A 16,252-nucleotide genomic window follows, 5' to 3' on the forward strand; every position below is an offset into this window, starting at 1 on the left:
AAGTAAGTTGCTTAGGCAGGTAAAGGCTTGTCCTTTTGTGACGAGAATATGCTGCTAAATACATATGCCGTTAAGAACATAGGGGCATAGCTAAATAATAAATGATCAAAAGTCATCAGGTAAGTGCTTCCACTGGCGATTAGATAAAAGAGGAAGATCACAATCGAGTGGGCCACTGGCCTATCGTTGACAAATCTTTTATAACCTATTTTTGTAATCAGGTATCCACTTAACATGATCAATGCAGCGAGTATAGCTACAAAGATAAATACATGATTGAAAGAAAGGCTAAAATTAAACATCCAGTTCGGTGGGTTGATGAGCCTGATCAATCCGATATAGGCAAATCCAATTGCCATTGTTACCGGAACAGAAACAACTAGAGTGGCGAGACATACTTTTAAAGTATAAATTTGTGCAGGTTTCATGTTTGAGTGTTAATTTGTTAGGTGAATATAAAGATTTTTACTGAATCTGTTCATCTGTACAATTGCCAATTCGAAGCTGTGCGCGAAAAAAGCAAGATCAAACCTTTTACGATAAGTTAATTCACCAGGCATTGCGATATGTTAAACTAAATTGTATTTTTGGCAGGTAAACGCTGGGAAACGTTTTATCCATACAAGCTTAATAAAAAAAGAAAATTAAAATAACTTATATTCATAACTTACAAAACCATGAATTTTCCATCAGAATTAAAATACACTAAAGACCACGAGTGGGTTAAAGTTGAAGGTAACGAAGCTATTATCGGTGTTACTGATTTCGCTCAGCGCGAATTAGGTGATATTGTTTATGTTGATATCAATACTGTAGGCAGCGAAGTAGCAAAAGAAGAAGTTTTTGGTACTGTTGAAGCTGTTAAAACTGTTTCTGATTTATATATGCCAGTTACTGGTACAGTATTAGAAGTTAATGCTGAATTAAACGACAATCCGGAATTGGTAAACTCTGACCCTTATGGAAAAGGTTGGATGGTAAAAGTATCTTTGGCTGATTTAGCTGAAGTAGAAGATTTATTAACTGCAGAAGCATACCAGGAATTGGTAGGCGCTTAATTATTATATTTTGTACAAAGCACTGAAACAACAAAAATGGGCCGTTCTATGGACCATCGTAGTTTTAGTGCTTTGTAATATGGAGATTTCCGATTCTGTAGGTGGAAGCGGTTTTTTCTTTAAAGGCTTTGATAAAATGACCCATATGGGTTTTTTCTTTGTCTTATCGGTATTACTCTTCTACGGGAAAATAAGATATCAGCATACCTTCGCTTTCAGAACATTAACCATTTTTAAGATCTTGCTCATCAATGCGGTACTTGGAGGCGGAATTGAACTGTTACAATGGAAAGTTTTTACCTACCGGTCTGCAGAATGGTGGGATTTTGGCTGCGACATGTTAGGCGCATCAATGGCAGTTTTTAGTTATGTATTGCTTCATAAATTAAATTTCAATGAAACCATGACGAATACACCGCTTACCAAAAACAATTAATCTATTCGGAATAGCTTCATTGCAATTGAAAATAAAATAAAATCAATGAAAACGAAAGTTAGTATCATCTGTGTAATTGTGGCCATATGTTTAAGTGGATGCAGTATTTTTAAAAAGAACTGTAACTGCCCAAAAGTGTATTACAAAACTTATCCTTCACCGCAAAAATAATCCCACTTCCGATCCGATTTCCTTTTAGATCTGATCGCCTTGCTAAAAGCTGTATTTAAAATGTTACCAAGCTTTTAACACACCTTAACAAACCTTTGCGCCTTTCCCTAGTCTGATAGCTTAGTTTTGTATTATAATATCTAATTTTTTGATGAAAAAAAACGTTCAGCGGGCAATATTCATTGTGCTCCTATTTTGTGGATATATTGCCCAGGCTCAAAATACTGGCTCAATAAGCGGTAAAGTAATTAACGCGAAAGATAAGAAGCCGGTTGACTTTGCTACAATAGCAGTTAAGAGCTTAAAAGATTCGAGTGTTGTTGCTTCAGGGCAAACCAATCCGGATGGATCTTTTAGTTTTAAGGGCATTGCCCCAGGTAAATATAGAATCTACTCCGCCTTTTTAGGTTTAAAAACAGCTACTAAAGATATAGAAGTGAATAAAGTAGCAGTAAATGCCGGCGAAATTGCCATGAGCGACGATGGCGTTGATTTAAAAGATGTTAACGTTACCGCAACCATTCCAATTGTGGTAAAAAAAGATACCATTGAATTTGATGCCAAATCGATCAAGGTACGCGAAAATGCTGTTGTAGAAGATTTATTAAAGAAAGTACCGGGCGTAGAGGTAGCAAAAGATGGAAGTATTAAAGCCCAGGGCGAAACCATTACCAAAGTAAAGGTTGATGGTAAAGAATTTTTCGGAAACGACCCCTTATTGGCTACAAAGAATCTTCCTGCCGATATGGTTGATAAAATTCAGGTAATTGACGAGCTTTCTGAGCAGGCCCAGTTTACCGGTATTGATGACGGAACAAGAAATAAAATCCTGAACATTACAACCAAAAGCGGCATGAAACATGGTTATTTTGGAAACAGTACGGTAGGTTACGGTTCCAATGACCGCTATGATGCAAGTTTGAATGTAAATAAGTTTGATGAGGATAGACAGATCAGTTTTATCGGTCAGTTTAATAATGTGAACAAACAGAACTTTGGTCAGGGCGGTGGTGTAGGCAACGGATTTGGAGGCGGTGGTGGTCGTGGAGGCGGCGGTTTTGGCGGTGGTGGAGGCGGAAGTAGCGCTGGTGGAAATGGTGGTATCACCAATACAAATGCAGCTGGTTTAAACTTTGCCGATACCTATAAAGATGGGACCCAGTTTCAGGCCAGTTATTTCTTTAACAAAGCAACATCCGAACTGTTGCAGAATTCGCACACACAAAATCTTTTAGGTACAGGAACAACCGATATTAATCAGAAATTAAATAATACTACAGATCGGATCAACCATCGTTTCAATTTTATGGTTGATACTAAAATAGACCCTTCGTTATCGATCAAGATTCAACCCAATGTAACCTATACCGAAACTGATGGGAACAGCGTTACAGACTATACCCGTAATTTTATAACTTCATTAACAGAAGGTTTACAGCGGAACACGACAACTGCAGCTACGCCCGCGTTTAGCAATAATTTATTAGTAAGAAAAAGTTTTAAACGTAGAGGTCGTACCCTTTCGTTAAACGTTAGTACCAGTATTAATGATAATAATGGTACGAATCTTAACTATAGAGATGAAACGATTACCACTGGTGCTTCAAAGAGAGATTCATTAACCAACCAGTTGAATAATACAAGCAGTCATTCGATTAATAATACGACACGATTAGTTTATACTGAGCCCTTAAATAAAACCTTAAGCGTAGAATTTAATTATCAGAATGGATATTCAAATAGCGATTCGCAAAGAGATGTTCTTAATTACAATCCTTTAACTTTGCAGTATGACCTTGTAGACAATACTTTCTCGAACATTTATAATAACCGTACCCTTACCAATGCGGCAGGCGTTAGTTTAACAACAACGGAGAAAAAGTACAACTGGAATATTGGAGTAGCTGCACAGCAAACCAATAGGGTGAACACGAATTTAACTACTGGCTTAAAGCGTACGCAGAATTTTATTAATATTACCCCTTCTGCGCAGTTCAGGTATAACTTTAGCAACCGTAAACGCTTGTTTATTAATTATCGTGGTTCTACCACTCAACCAAGCATCGACCAGATTCAGCCAATTCCTGATAATACAAATTCGCAAACTATTTATGTGGGTAACCCAGCTTTAAAACCTTCTTTCAATAACCAGTTGAGGATTAATTTCAATAACTTCAATATTGAAAACGGCAGATTCTTTTTTGCTGGCTTAAATTTGACCCAAACTTTCAACAGTATCGGTAACAGTGTTGCACAGCTGCCTAGTGGTATTCAACAGGTGAGTTATGTTAATGTTGATGGCGTTTATGCAGGTAATGCCAATGCAACATGGTCTTTACCTTTAATGGCAGAGCGTAAATTAACCTTAAATATATCAGGTAATGGAGCTTATAACAGGAATGTAAATTACATTGTTCCACAGGGCGGTACCACATCAGTTAAAAACATTACCAATACGTATACCATTTCCAACGGTTATAAACTGGTTACCAACGTTGATAAATTTGATTTAACGGGTGGTATCACCGGTAGCTATACCAATTCATCCTTTTCAGCTCAGCAATCTGCCAATACACAGTTTTACACCATTAATCCAAGCTTTGATGTAAGTTATGTATTGCCAGCCAATATCAGGTTAGCCATAGATATTGATTATTTTAGAAATTTTGGTGGTGGCGATCTGTATAACCAGGAATATACTATCCTTAATCCATACATCAGCCGCCAGTTCTTTAAAAACAGAGGCACATTTAAATTCTCTGTTAATGATGCACTTAACCAGAATACAGGAGTAAGCAGAACAGCTACAGGCACATCAATCCAGGATGTTAACTTTAATGTGTTAAAACGCTATTATATGTTGTCATTCACTTATTCGTTAACCCGTATTGGTGGCAGAACAATGAGTGGAGATATGCAGATGCCAGGTCAACGCGGTGGCGGTGGCGGCCAGCGCATAAGAATGTAAAGTATAGTGCTTAAAATAATGAGAGTCCTGATGAAAATCGGGACTTTTCTTTTTATGTCCATTTCGTTTCCATATTAAATGTGTGATTGACATTTATGTATTTCAAATGTTACCTAAGTAAAATAAACCTTTATAAAAGTCGCTAGTCTCTATGCTATAAACCAAACTAACCGAATGAAACAAATTTTTACGCTCCTACTTATTTTATCATCTTTTTATGCTTACGCTCAGAAAACGGGTTCAGTTAGCGGACGGGTTATTCAATCAAAAGATAAAAAACCAATTGATTACGCCTCTATAGCAGTTAAAAACTTAACCGATTCTAGTATGGTTGGTGCAGTGAGTACCGCCGAGGATGGAAAATTTGTTTTCAAAAACTTAAATCCGGGTACTTATAGGCTTTATGCGGCATTTTTAGGCTTAAAGAATATTACAAAGGATTTTACAATCGCTGCAGACAAAACAGATGTAGCCTTGGGCGATATTGTTTTAGAGGGTGGTGCAATAGACCTTCAAACGGTTGATATTAAAGCCGAAATTCCCCCAATTGTAGTAAAAAAGGATACGCTCGAGTTTAATGCAAGCTCGTTTAAAGTGGTAGAGAATGCTGTAGTTGAGGATCTGTTAAAGAAATTGCCAGGAGTAGAGGTAGATAAGGCCGGAACGGTGAAAGCGCAGGGCGAAACCATTACAAAAGTTAAGGTAGATGGTAAAGAGTTTTTTGGGAACGATCCTTTATTGGCCACTAAAAATCTTCCGGCCGATATGATCGATAAAATTCAGATTATTGATGAACTGTCAGATCAGGCACAGTTTACCGGAATCGATGATGGTTCGAGAACCAAGATCATTAATATCACCACCAGAAAGGATAAGAAAAATGGTTATTTCGGAAACAGTTCTGGAGGTTATGGTTCTAACGACCGTTACGATGTAAATGCGAACATTAACCATTTTAACCAGGACAAACGCTTAAGTATAATTGCACAGTTCAACAATGTAAACAAACAAAACTTTGGCGGCGGCTTGGGTGGGGGCAATGGCGGCAGTAACGGTGGCCGGGGAGGGATTACCGACACCAAAGCTGGCGGGTTTAATTTTTCAGATGAGTATGCCGATCAAACCGAAATCAGCCTGAGTTATTTCGTTAATAAATCTGATAACCTTATTCTGTCGAACAGTGTCAGGCAAAATTTATTGGGAAATGAAACCACCGTTTTTAAAAATGATCAGATCAATAATTCCGATCGGTTAAATCACCGCTTAAACTTTATGGTAGATACTAAACTCGATTCATTAACCTCACTTCGGATACAGCCAAATTTAAGTTATACCGATAACGAGAGCTTAAACAGCAGCACCTACACCCGCGATTTTAATAAGTATATGATTACCGGAACCCAAGCGTTAAGAAATCATAATACCACGCCATCCATTAGCAACAACATTTTATTGCGTAAAAAATTTATGCGGAGGGGAAGAACGCTATCTCTGAATTTAAACACCAACATCAACAATAACGATGCTGATAATTACAATACCAATCCCGAAACCAGAAAAGAAAACGGAACTACCACTCAAAAAACGACCGATCAGTTTAACGATCAGGAGAGCGAGTCCATCAATCAGAATACAAGATTGGTATATACCGAACCCCTGGATAAAACCTTGAGCCTGGAGTTTAATTACCAGAACGGTTATAACCACAATACATCCGATCGTTTTACCTATAATTTCAATCCAGCTACCTTACAATACGATCTGTTGGATGAAACCTTTAGTAATGCCTACGAAAATACCATTTTAACCAACTCGGCGGGTTTTAGCTTTAATAAAATGGCGAAAAAATACAACTGGAATGTGGGGATGGCGGTTCAGAATACTGATCGCACAAATAACAATATCAGTAAGGGATTTGTACTCAAGCAGAACGTTTTCAACTATACACCCTCGGCCATGTTCAGGTATAATTTTAGCAACAGCAAACGCCTGGTGTTTAACTATAGGGGCAGCACAAACCAGCCAAGCATTCAGCAGTTGCAGCCAATCCGGAACAATACCAACACGCAAAGTATCCCCGTTGGTAACCCCGATCTGAAACCCGAATTTAACAACACCCTTCGCGTAGCCTACAATACATTTACTGTCGGAAAAAACAGGTCGTTATTCGTGAATTTAAACCTGACGCAAACTGCAAACCGGATTGCGAATAGCAGTAGCTTAATTCAAAGTGGCGAAGACCAGGGAAAACTGGCTATTACTCCGGTGAATGTAAACGGTGTTTACTCGGGGTCTATTTCCTCTTCATTAAGTTTGCCGATTATGGCAGAGAATAAGCTGAATTTCCATATCAATGTCAGTGGAAGTTATGATAGGGATGTAAACTTTACCAACGCTTTAAAAAATATTACCAATAGCTGGTCTATTACCAATGGTTACCGCTTGGTTTCCAATTTAGATAAGCTCGATTTAACAGCTGGTTTAAACGGTTCGATTAACCGTGCAACTTACTCGGTTCAACCTAATTCTAATACGCGTTATTATACCTTTAGTCCAAATGTGAGTGTAAGTTATTTATTCCCTGGTAATATCCGTTGGGCAATAGATGCCGATTATAACCAGAATACCGGAAGGGGAGAGGGTTTTGATACGCATTTTACCTTGGTTAATTCTTACATCAGCAAACAGTTTTTCAAAAACAGGGGGACTTTTAAAGCGGCAGTAAACGATCTGTTGAACGAAAACCAGGGCGTAAGCCGTACGGCCAATAACAACACCATCCAGGATGTAAGTTATAATGTTCTGCAGCGTTATTTTATGTTTTCGTTTACCTATTCACTTAATCGCATGGGCGGTAAAAACCGCATCAGAGGAGGCGAAGAGGGAGGCAGGAACCGTAGAGGTAACGGTGGTGGCGGCTTTGGTGGGGGCAGACAGCGGAACTAGATCATTTTAGGGTAAAGCTGTGTAATTTATATCCCGCGCACAACTATCTTATTTGGAATAAATCTAAAGAAAGGTTAACTTGCGCCAAATTTAGCACATGAAACTGTCGCACCTAAAAGTTGGAGAAAAAGGAACAATAGTAGCTTTTACAGATTTAGATATGTCTGTGAAGTTAATGGAGATGGGCTGCTTGCCGGGTGAGGTGGTAGAGGTAGAGCGTTTTGCTCCTCTGGGCGATCCAATGGCGATCCGTGTTGCTGGTTATCAGCTTTGCTTGCGTAAAAGCGAAGCCGATGTTATCATTATTCAATAAAAAAGCTGGGTTTGGATATTAAAGTTGCGTTAGTTGGTAATCCCAATACAGGTAAATCTACTTTATTTAACCGTTTAACAGGGTTAAATCAAAAAATTGGAAATTTTCCAGGCATCACTGTCGATAAGAAAACAGGTTTTACAAAACTTGCCAATGGTAAAGAAGCCGAAATAATCGATTTACCCGGAACCTATAGTTTATATCCGAAAAGTGCTGATGAAAGTATCGTTTTTCAGGTACTTGCCGATAAAAAAAACAATAGCCACCCTGATGTTATTGTCCTCATTGCCGATGCTTCCAATTTAAAGCGCAATATGCTTTTGTATTCGCAAGTGGCAGATTTAGGCATTCCTATGATTTTGGCCCTGAATATGATCGATCTTTCGGCTAAACAAGGGATCGAGATCAATCTGGATAAACTTGCAGCGAAACTGGGCGTCCAGGTGGTTCCCATTTCAGCACGGAATAACATTGGGATCGACAAACTAAAACAAGCCATTGCCAATACCAATAGAATTGCCACACAGTTGCAGGATGTGGATGTGAATTTTCTGGCTCCTGAAGCTATTAATGCCATAAAATCGAAACTTAATTCTGATAACGATTATTATGCGCTGCAGGTTTTGCACCAGCATGAGCATTTAACTTTCTTTACCGAAAAGGAACAAGAAGAAATTGAAAATATAGAGCAGTCGCACCATTTTGAGTCTTCAAAAATTCAGGCTGCAGAAACCATTGCTAGGTACAAACACCTCAGTACTATTTTATCTGATGTGGTTGTTGATAAGGGTACCGAAAAGAAGTTTTCTTTCAGCGATAAATTAGATGCTATTTTAACCCATAAAGTATGGGGATTTGCCATTTTCTTACTGATTCTTTTTGTTATTTTCAATGCCATATTTGCCTGGTCATCCTATCCAATGGACTGGATTGAGACTGGTTTTGGTTTTATTACCAGTATTGGTCACGAATATTTGCCGGCGGGCATGCTTACCGATCTGTTATTGGATGGTGTTGTTGCCGGGCTAGGCGGCATATTCGTGTTTATCCCACAGATTGCAATACTTTTTGCCTTTATATCCATTTTGGAAGATACCGGCTACATGGCCCGTGTTACCTTTATGATGGATAAAATTATGAGCAAGGTTGGCCTTAACGGTAAATCGGTGGTACCGATGATAGGTGGTTTGGCTTGTGCAGTTCCGTCTATTATGGCCGCCAGAAATATCGAAAACTGGAAAGACAGGATGATTACCATCATGGTTACCCCTTTGGTAAGCTGCTCGGCGAGGCTTCCGGTATATATATTAATCATTTCGCTAATTATTCCTTCCAAAACCGTTTTAGGTGTTTTTAACCTGCAGGGACTAGCGCTAATGGTGATGTACCTGGTTGGGATTATTGCTGCGGTACTGGTGGCCTGGGTAATGAAATTCATCATCAAGACCAAAGAAAGATCTTATTTTATCATGGAATTGCCGGTTTACCGCATGCCAAGGTGGAAAAATGTTTTCTACACTATGTACGAGAAATCAAAAACCTTTGTTTTCGAAGCGGGTAAGGTTATCATCGCCATTTCCATCATCCTTTGGGTAATGGCCTCTTTTGGGCCAGGAAACCGTTTCGAAAGTATCGATAAAAAATACGAAACCGCTTTGGCTGATACCACAAAAAATACAGATCACATTAAAACCCTGGTAGCTACAGAGAAGTTAGAGAACTCTTATGTAGGTATCCTTGGCCATTGGATCGAGCCTGCCATCCGCCCGCTGGGTTACGATTGGAAAATTGGTATTGGTTTAATTACCTCCTTTGCTGCCCGCGAAGCCTTTGTAGGTACTATGGCTACGATTTATAGTGTCGATGGCGGTGATGAGGATACAAGCACCATTAGAGAGCGTATGTCGGCCTCGGTTAACAGTCGTACCGGTTTGCCTGTATATACTTTTGCTACTGGAATTTCATTAATGCTTTTTTATGCTTTTGCCATGCAATGTATGAGCACAGTAGCTATTGTTTACCGCGAAACTAAAGGCTGGAAATGGCCGGTTATTCAATTGGCTTATATGACAGCCATGGCTTATGTTGCTGCGCTGGTTGCTTATCAGTTGTTGAAATAGCTTTTCTTAGGGTGTCACCCTGAGGGGTAATTTATTGTATAAAAATCAATATGAATGACGTATATATTTGGTTATTGCCCTTGGCTCAACCTTGCCTCGGCTCGCCGCCGCCTAAGGGCTCTTTCTTTTTGGCATCAAAAAGAAACAAAAACTGCCGGCTGAAAATTTTTCTTTCGAAGCCAGCAGGTAGGCTTGGGCAGTGCAGCCCGAAAAATTTGTTAGGCCGGATTTAAGTAGAACGGGGATACCGTACTATGGCCTAGCTGGATGGAAATGCGAAATTTGTTAAAATGTTGATTAATAATTATTTGCAAAATAACGTCAATGGTAGCGTAGTCGAAGGGCATTGTCAAAAAAATATTATCATTATTTGGGTTTGGAGAGCAGTGTCTGTATAGCTATTCTGGTTTCTTCCCCGCTTTCCGTTTTACTTTGCCTGCGGCTTCGTGTTCACTTTAATCGGGTCTAGGTGGCTCGTTAGGTGGTGCTATTTTTGGCTCGATGCATACCTACCTCTTATCTTTAGTTTAAAGATCTCTCCACTCCGCGTTGCTCCGGTCGAGATGACGATTTTTCGATTGTAGTCTGTCAACAATAGCGTAGTCGAAGGGGCCGATAGGCAATTTGCTATTTATTGCATTGACCTTTGTTCCTAAACCCGGTAGTAGCGGCAGCCCGATTCTTCATCGGCTATAGCGAATAACGGGACTACTATTCCCGAAATCCCACTCAGCGTTCATTTCCTGATTATTAAGAATAACCAATAGCGTTTTACCATATAAGGCATATGAGATCATTTAAGCTTCGTGTTCTTAAATGAAATCTTTTTGCTTTAGTCTTTTACCTTTAGTCTTTGTGCTTTAACCCAGTTCAATCTGACGCTTAATGCTCTCTTCTAACGAGATTAAAGTCTCTGTGCGCTGAATACCGTTCACGGCCTGTATTTCTTCGTTTAAAACGTGGCGTAAATGATTGGTATCCCTGCAGATAATTTTGGCAAACATACTGTAGGCACCGGTAGTATAATGCAATTCTACCACTTCTTTAATTTTGCTCAATTGTGCAACTGCATCTTTGTACTGGATTCCTTTCTCCAGGTAAATACCCAAAAAGGCACAAATATCATATCCAGCCTTCTGCGGGTCAATGATTAAGTGCGAACCCTTAATAATCCCCATTTCCTGCAGTTTTTTCATCCTAACGTGTATCGTTCCGCCCGAAACAATCAGATCTTTAGCGATTTCTGTATAAGGTTTAGTGGCATCCTGCATCAATTGTTTCAATATATCGATGTCGAGGTTGTCAATTTCTAAATTGGAATTGTCTTTTTTAAGCATATTTTTGAATTATGATAAGCGAATTTACGAATATTTATCAATATTATAAAAATAAAATTAAATGTTTAAAATATTTGCAAGGTATTGGTTGTTCCTTTACATTTGTATCAAGCAATTAACAAAAAGGAAACGTTCTTTCAAAATTGCATAACATAATGTAGGGTGGTGAAACAGGCAGACACACCTCCTTGTCTCGGTGGCGGAGAATAATGGGAATATACCGGTTTCGGTACTAACCACTCCTTGAAGGTTCGATTCCTTCCCCTACAGCCAGTTCAGTTGGCAATTTACAGTTGGCAGTTTAAAAACTGAGAATTGGAAATTGAAAACTGTTAACTTTTAAAATGTTGGGTGGTGAAATTGGCAGACACGCCTCCTTGTCTCGGTGGTGGGGAATAATGGGACAAACGCAGTTTATTGGGTTGACCACAAATTAATTTTTTGAACTGTAGCTAACTACCCCTTGAAGGTTCGACTCCTTCCCCAACAGCATTTTTTATGAATAATAAGTTAGTTAATTGAGCAATCCTGGATAGGTTGCTCTTTTTCTTTTTAGACTAGTTTTTTTCATAACCCTCCTATATTTATAGATATATTGTTATATTACCAATCAAAATTTTATTCGTTCAATGCCTGTGATGAAGAAACGCGTTTCGATTAAAGATATCGCTAAACAATTAAATATTTCTATTACAACCGTATCGTTTGTAATTAATGGGAAAGCAAGAGAAAAAAATATTAGCGAATCGCTTACCAAAAAAGTTTTAGAACTGGTTGCTGAATTAAATTATCAGCCCAATACCCTTGCAACAAGTTTAAGAACAGGCAAAACAAAAATTATAGGATTCTTGGTTGATGATATTTCTGAACCTTTTTTCTCGGGTATAGCACGCCGAATTGATGAAATTGCTTCGAGCCTTGGTTATAAGATACTTTTTAGCAGTACTAGAAACGATACCGAAAAGGCAATAGAATTGCTGCAGATTTTTAAAGACAGGCATGTTGATGGCTATATAATGGCCTTGCCTGAAGGTTTGGAAGAAGAAGTTAAAAAACTGATTCAAACAGACGCTCCAGTTGTACTATTCGATCGGTATGTACAGGACGTTAAAACAGATTATGTAATAATCGATAATCAAAGCAGCACCTACGAAGCTACCGAGCACCTCATTAAGAATAATTATAAAAAAATAGGTTTTGTAACCATCGATACCTTACAGCAACAGATGGTAGACCGCTTGGCGGGTTACGAAAGTGCTGTAAAAAAATACAACTTGCCGGCATTTGTGAAAAAGATTAAATATGTAAACTCTGCCGAATCAATTGAGGAGATGATCAAGTTTTTTAAAGCAGAGAAACAGCTGGATGCGGTCGTTTTTGCAGCCAACTATATTTGTTTAGACGGTTTAAGAACTTTTAGAAAACTAGGTATTCAGATCCACAAGGATATGGCTGTTGTTTCTTTTGATGATTTTGAAATCCTGGAGTTTTGTGAGCCTCCGGTTACGGCTATTGCACAGCCTCTTGAGGCGATTGCAGAAAACGTGATGAAAATTTTATTGAACAAGCTTAAGAAAGTAGGAAAACCTGTCGAAAACATGCAGGTGTCGTTACCCACTATCTTAAATGTTAGGGGCTCAAGCGCAAAGCAATAAAAAAAGGGAATAGATTTAAGTCCATTCCCTCTCTTATTGTGTTTTATACAGATTAAACTGTCATTACATCTTTTTCTTTAGCTTCGGCGTGTTTGTCAACCTTGATGATATAAGCATCGGTTAATTTTTGCACTTCGCCTTCACCTGTTTTAATCTCGTCATCAGAAACACCTTCGCCTTTCAGTTTTTGAATTTTGGTATTGGCATCTTTACGGATGTTACGAACGGTAATGCGGCCTCTTTCGGCTTCTTCCTTTACTTTTTTTACCAAGTCTCTTCTACGCTCTTCTGTTAAAGGCGGCACAACCAGGCGGATAACAATACCATCATTTTGTGGATTGATACCAATATTGGCTACCTGAATAGCTTTTTCAATCGCAGTTAAAAGTGATTTTTCCCAAGGTTGGATTACGATTGTTCTGGCATCAGGCGTATTAATGCTGGCTACTTGTGATAATGCTGTAGCTGCGCCATAATAATCCACGAAAATACCATCCAACATTCCAGCTGATGCTTTACCAGCTCTGATTTTAGTTAATTCAGATTCACAATGATCGATGGCTCTATCCATTGCAGATTGAGCATCCATTAATTGTAATTGTATGAGGTCGTTCATAATTGTGTGTATTTCTACAAAAATAATAATTTTTATTCCTTATTTAACCAGGGTTCCAATAGGTTCGCCATTGGCGATTTTCATGAAGTTGCCATGTTTGTTCATATCAAACACAATAATCGGCACTTGGTTTTCTTCGCAAAGGGTAAATGCGGTCATATCCATCACGTTAAGCCCCTTATCGTAAACTTCCCTAAAAGAAATTTCATCGTATTTAGTGGCCAGCGGATCTTTTTCAGGATCGGCCGTGTAAATCCCATCAACACGTGTTCCTTTTAAAACAACATCAGCTTTGATTTCGATAGCACGTAAAGCTGCTGCAGAATCGGTTGTGAAGTATGGATTTCCTGTTCCTGCACCAAAAATAACCACACGGCCTTTTTCTAAATGGCGAACAGCTCTTCTGCGGATAAATGGCTCACAGATCTGCTCCATTTTAATGGCAGTAAGTAAACGTGTTTTAATCCCCACTTTTTCTAACGCATCTTGCAGGGCCATAGAGTTGATAACTGTTGCCAACATGCCCATATAATCGGCCTGTGCCCTGTCCATCCCACTTTTTTCGGCGCTTAAACCTCTAAAAATATTTCCTCCTCCAATTACGATTGCGATTTCTAAACCTTTATCGTGTACGGCTTTGATATCTTCTGCGTATTGTTTAACGCGTTCATTATCAATTCCATATTGTTTGTCGCCCATTAGCGATTCTCCGCTAAGCTTTAATAGGATGCGTTTGTATTTCATGACCTCAAAAATATTAACAATTTTTTACTTACGGGCTATCGTTTTAATATTTGATGTAAATATTTAATTAGGTTAGGTATATAAATAAAAAAGGGCGATATTTTCATATCACCCCTTCTGTTAATGGATTAATTATTGTGCTTTAGCAAGCCATAATGAGGCATTTAAATGCAAAGCTGGATGAGAGGTGTATCCAGATGGTACATCACCAGACCAACCATTAAATAAATTATCGTTCGTATCGCCGGTTCCATCATCAGAAGGCGAACTATCGCCAACAAAGGCTACCCTTCCACTTCCATATGTCGAAATTAATGCCATTACACCATTATTACTTCCTAATGTGCTGCTCATTCTCCAAAATAATCCTTGTACTGTAGAATTTTCTGTCGGAAACAAGGTTGCAGTTGTACCATTATAGAAAGCTAATTTTGAAGCATTTCCGGCAGCACCATTTAAAACCAGATTGGCACTGGTACTTGTTCCAGAGTAAACTTTTGTACTTGGTTTTTCGCTAATGTCAACATAATCTACATTGAAGCCGAAAGGTTTGTTGTTGTTAATGCCGTTATTGCTCATCAAATCATTCCAAACTCTTGGAGAATCGTAGCCATCGCCATCTCTGTCTGAAGGATTATAACCATTTGCATCTGTTCCGGCTGTACTTGCAGCAGTATGATCGGCCACCATCATTAAACCGCCGCCATTGGCCACAAAATTCATAATTGCCGTTTTTTCGGCGGCAGTAAATAATTTATTCGGTTCAATAACCACGTAAACATCGTAATTTTTTAAATCTTGGGGATTAGCGGTATTGCCATAAGTAATCGCAGTGCCGCCTGGCAAAGTTTCTACCAGTTCGCCACGTTTTACCAATTCTACGGCCCAGGCAGACATGGCGCCTTTCCAGTAGGTTTCAGGAGTTGAAGCAGTTATACCGGTATATGAGGGTGTAGGAAATCTCTGTGCTTTAAGTTCAACAGAGGTTCCTCCTTGATAACCCGGAACGCTTTCTGTACCATCTGCATCTATCTGCCAATCGGCACTACCTGCATTTTCCAATTTTGAAGCATCAAATAAAAACTTCTTGCCCGTAAGTACAGGATTTGTACCTGGATCGGTACCACCACCGTTATCATTAATGGTAATATCATCAAAGTTTATTCTGTTTGAAGCACCTGAAAGTTTTCTGATTTCTAAGCGGACATTTCCAGTAAGATTTAGGCTGAAAGATTGTATTTGTAAAGTTGACGTACTAGTTATATTGGCGCCCGACTGGGTCCAGCTGCTTCCACCATTATTTGAATACCATAAACCCCATTGACTGGCGGCATCGGTGCCATAAGTAGCATGTTGAATGCTTACCGAACTAATGCCGGCTGCAATATCAAACTGCATCGTAATTTTTCCCGAGTTACGGATACGGGCAGACCATGAACCATTTTTCTTATCAGCAGCAAGATTTCCGATTAACGCATCGAAAAAATTCCATGACTTTCCGCTAAGTGTAATGTCATCTCCACCTGCTGAGCCAGAAGGAGAAACATCATAAGCCGTTTTAGGACTGGTTGAGCCTACCTCAAAATTTTCTAAAGTTTGTGCCGTGAGTGTAGCATTTGAAGCAGAGAGACCCAATACTTTTACTTTAGGTAAAGCGTTTTGGCTGGTTTCAATATCTTGTTTTTTACAAGCGCTAAAGCTTAATAATGTAGCAAACGCTATTAAAGCGAAGCCTGTTAATTTAAATTGTTTTTTCATAATATTGATAGATTGAAGATATTAAACCTACTTTAATTATGTTAAGCAATTATTGCCGGCTTGTTACATTTACATTATCCCTTTTTATCCAAAATGGCTGAATCGTTATCCGATCCAGCCATTTTTTGAT

At 38.8% G+C, this 16,252-nt stretch carries 12 protein-coding genes and 2 tRNA genes; 9 read left to right on the forward strand and 5 right to left on the reverse strand.

Annotated elements, in window-relative coordinates:
- Nucleotides 1-11: 11 nt before the first annotated feature.
- Nucleotides 12-428 carry a hypothetical protein gene (locus LQ201_RS14995; RefSeq protein WP_230146528.1) on the reverse strand — a complete coding sequence of 139 codons (417 nt, stop codon included), beginning with the start codon at nucleotides 426-428 and terminating at the stop codon, nucleotides 12-14.
- 249 nt (nucleotides 429-677) lie between these two features.
- Between LQ201_RS14995 and gcvH the strand changes: the two genes are divergently transcribed.
- The 6 genes from gcvH (at nucleotide 678) to feoB (ending at nucleotide 10,012) form a co-directional block, all read left to right on the forward strand.
- Entirely contained in the window at nucleotides 678-1,058 is a 381-nt protein-coding gene (gene gcvH / locus LQ201_RS15000) for a glycine cleavage system protein GcvH (RefSeq protein WP_108197822.1), read from the forward strand.
- Between the two features lie 10 nt (nucleotides 1,059-1,068).
- Nucleotides 1,069-1,494 (forward strand): VanZ family protein, encoded by a 426-nt coding sequence (locus LQ201_RS15005; protein ID WP_230146529.1) that lies wholly within the window; start codon nucleotides 1,069-1,071, stop codon nucleotides 1,492-1,494.
- Between the two features lie 322 nt (nucleotides 1,495-1,816).
- Nucleotides 1,817-4,633 (forward strand): outer membrane beta-barrel family protein, encoded by a 2,817-nt coding sequence (locus tag LQ201_RS15010; protein WP_230146530.1) that lies wholly within the window; start codon nucleotides 1,817-1,819, stop codon nucleotides 4,631-4,633.
- Nucleotides 4,634-4,807: 174 nt separating this feature from the next.
- Nucleotides 4,808-7,579, forward strand: a complete 2,772-nt coding sequence (locus LQ201_RS15015) for an outer membrane beta-barrel family protein (RefSeq protein WP_230146650.1) — start codon at nucleotides 4,808-4,810, stop codon at nucleotides 7,577-7,579.
- Nucleotides 7,580-7,676: 97 nt separating this feature from the next.
- On the forward strand, nucleotides 7,677-7,892 hold the full coding sequence (locus LQ201_RS15020) for a FeoA family protein (RefSeq protein ID WP_055913318.1): 216 nt from the start codon (nucleotides 7,677-7,679) through the stop codon (nucleotides 7,890-7,892).
- Between the two features lie 11 nt (nucleotides 7,893-7,903).
- Complete coding sequence (gene feoB / locus LQ201_RS15025; protein ID WP_371823050.1) at nucleotides 7,904-10,012, forward strand: ferrous iron transport protein B; 2,109 nt, start codon at nucleotides 7,904-7,906, stop codon at nucleotides 10,010-10,012.
- Between the two features lie 860 nt (nucleotides 10,013-10,872).
- On the opposite strand, the gene LQ201_RS15030 is transcribed toward feoB, so the two are convergent.
- Complete coding sequence (locus LQ201_RS15030) at nucleotides 10,873-11,349, reverse strand: Lrp/AsnC ligand binding domain-containing protein (protein ID WP_025145395.1); 477 nt, start codon at nucleotides 11,347-11,349, stop codon at nucleotides 10,873-10,875.
- A 156-nt stretch (nucleotides 11,350-11,505) separates the two neighbouring features.
- Here LQ201_RS15030 and LQ201_RS15035 point away from each other — a divergent pair.
- The 3 genes from LQ201_RS15035 (at nucleotide 11,506) to LQ201_RS15045 (ending at nucleotide 13,004) form a co-directional block, all read left to right on the forward strand.
- Nucleotides 11,506-11,622, forward strand: a tRNA-Asp gene (locus tag LQ201_RS15035).
- A 72-nt stretch (nucleotides 11,623-11,694) separates the two neighbouring features.
- Nucleotides 11,695-11,839 (forward strand) — tRNA-Asp (locus tag LQ201_RS15040).
- 148 nt (nucleotides 11,840-11,987) lie between these two features.
- On the forward strand, nucleotides 11,988-13,004 hold the full coding sequence (locus LQ201_RS15045; protein ID WP_230144300.1) for a LacI family DNA-binding transcriptional regulator: 1,017 nt from the start codon (nucleotides 11,988-11,990) through the stop codon (nucleotides 13,002-13,004).
- Nucleotides 13,005-13,056: 52 nt separating this feature from the next.
- Here LQ201_RS15045 and frr read toward each other — a convergent pair whose 3' ends face one another.
- From frr to LQ201_RS15060, 3 genes are all read right to left on the reverse strand, one after another.
- Nucleotides 13,057-13,620: a ribosome recycling factor gene (gene frr / locus LQ201_RS15050; RefSeq protein ID WP_230144301.1), complete on the reverse strand. Its 564-nt coding sequence runs from the start codon at nucleotides 13,618-13,620 to the stop codon at nucleotides 13,057-13,059.
- A 39-nt stretch (nucleotides 13,621-13,659) separates the two neighbouring features.
- Nucleotides 13,660-14,364, reverse strand: coding sequence for a UMP kinase (gene pyrH, locus LQ201_RS15055; RefSeq protein ID WP_029279061.1), 705 nt, complete (start codon nucleotides 14,362-14,364; stop codon nucleotides 13,660-13,662).
- 132 nt (nucleotides 14,365-14,496) lie between these two features.
- Nucleotides 14,497-16,122, reverse strand: coding sequence for a hypothetical protein (locus tag LQ201_RS15060; protein WP_230144302.1), 1,626 nt, complete (start codon nucleotides 16,120-16,122; stop codon nucleotides 14,497-14,499).
- Nucleotides 16,123-16,252: the final 130 nt, after the last annotated feature.

Origin of the sequence: Pedobacter sp. Bi126, from assembly GCF_918698245.1 — a bacterium.
GTDB lineage: Bacteria > Bacteroidota > Bacteroidia > Sphingobacteriales > Sphingobacteriaceae > Pedobacter.

What these genes read in the sequence shown, in the direction of transcription:
- LQ201_RS14995 (WP_230146528.1), bottom strand. Translation starts at nt 428, where the DNA reads ATGAAACCTGCACAAATTTATACTTTAAAAGTATGTCTCGCCACTCTA.
- gcvH (WP_108197822.1), top strand. Translation starts at nt 678, where the DNA reads ATGAATTTTCCATCAGAATTAAAATACACTAAAGACCACGAGTGGGTT.
- LQ201_RS15010 (WP_230146530.1), top strand. Translation starts at nt 1,817, where the DNA reads ATGAAAAAAAACGTTCAGCGGGCAATATTCATTGTGCTCCTATTTTGT.
- LQ201_RS15015 (WP_230146650.1), top strand. Translation starts at nt 4,808, where the DNA reads ATGAAACAAATTTTTACGCTCCTACTTATTTTATCATCTTTTTATGCT.
- LQ201_RS15020 (WP_055913318.1), top strand. Translation starts at nt 7,677, where the DNA reads ATGAAACTGTCGCACCTAAAAGTTGGAGAAAAAGGAACAATAGTAGCT.
- LQ201_RS15030 (WP_025145395.1), bottom strand. Translation starts at nt 11,349, where the DNA reads ATGCTTAAAAAAGACAATTCCAATTTAGAAATTGACAACCTCGACATC.
- LQ201_RS15045 (WP_230144300.1), top strand. Translation starts at nt 11,988, where the DNA reads ATGAAGAAACGCGTTTCGATTAAAGATATCGCTAAACAATTAAATATT.
- frr (WP_230144301.1), bottom strand. Translation starts at nt 13,620, where the DNA reads ATGAACGACCTCATACAATTACAATTAATGGATGCTCAATCTGCAATG.
- pyrH (WP_029279061.1), bottom strand. Translation starts at nt 14,364, where the DNA reads ATGAAATACAAACGCATCCTATTAAAGCTTAGCGGAGAATCGCTAATG.
- LQ201_RS15060 (WP_230144302.1), bottom strand. Translation starts at nt 16,122, where the DNA reads ATGAAAAAACAATTTAAATTAACAGGCTTCGCTTTAATAGCGTTTGCT.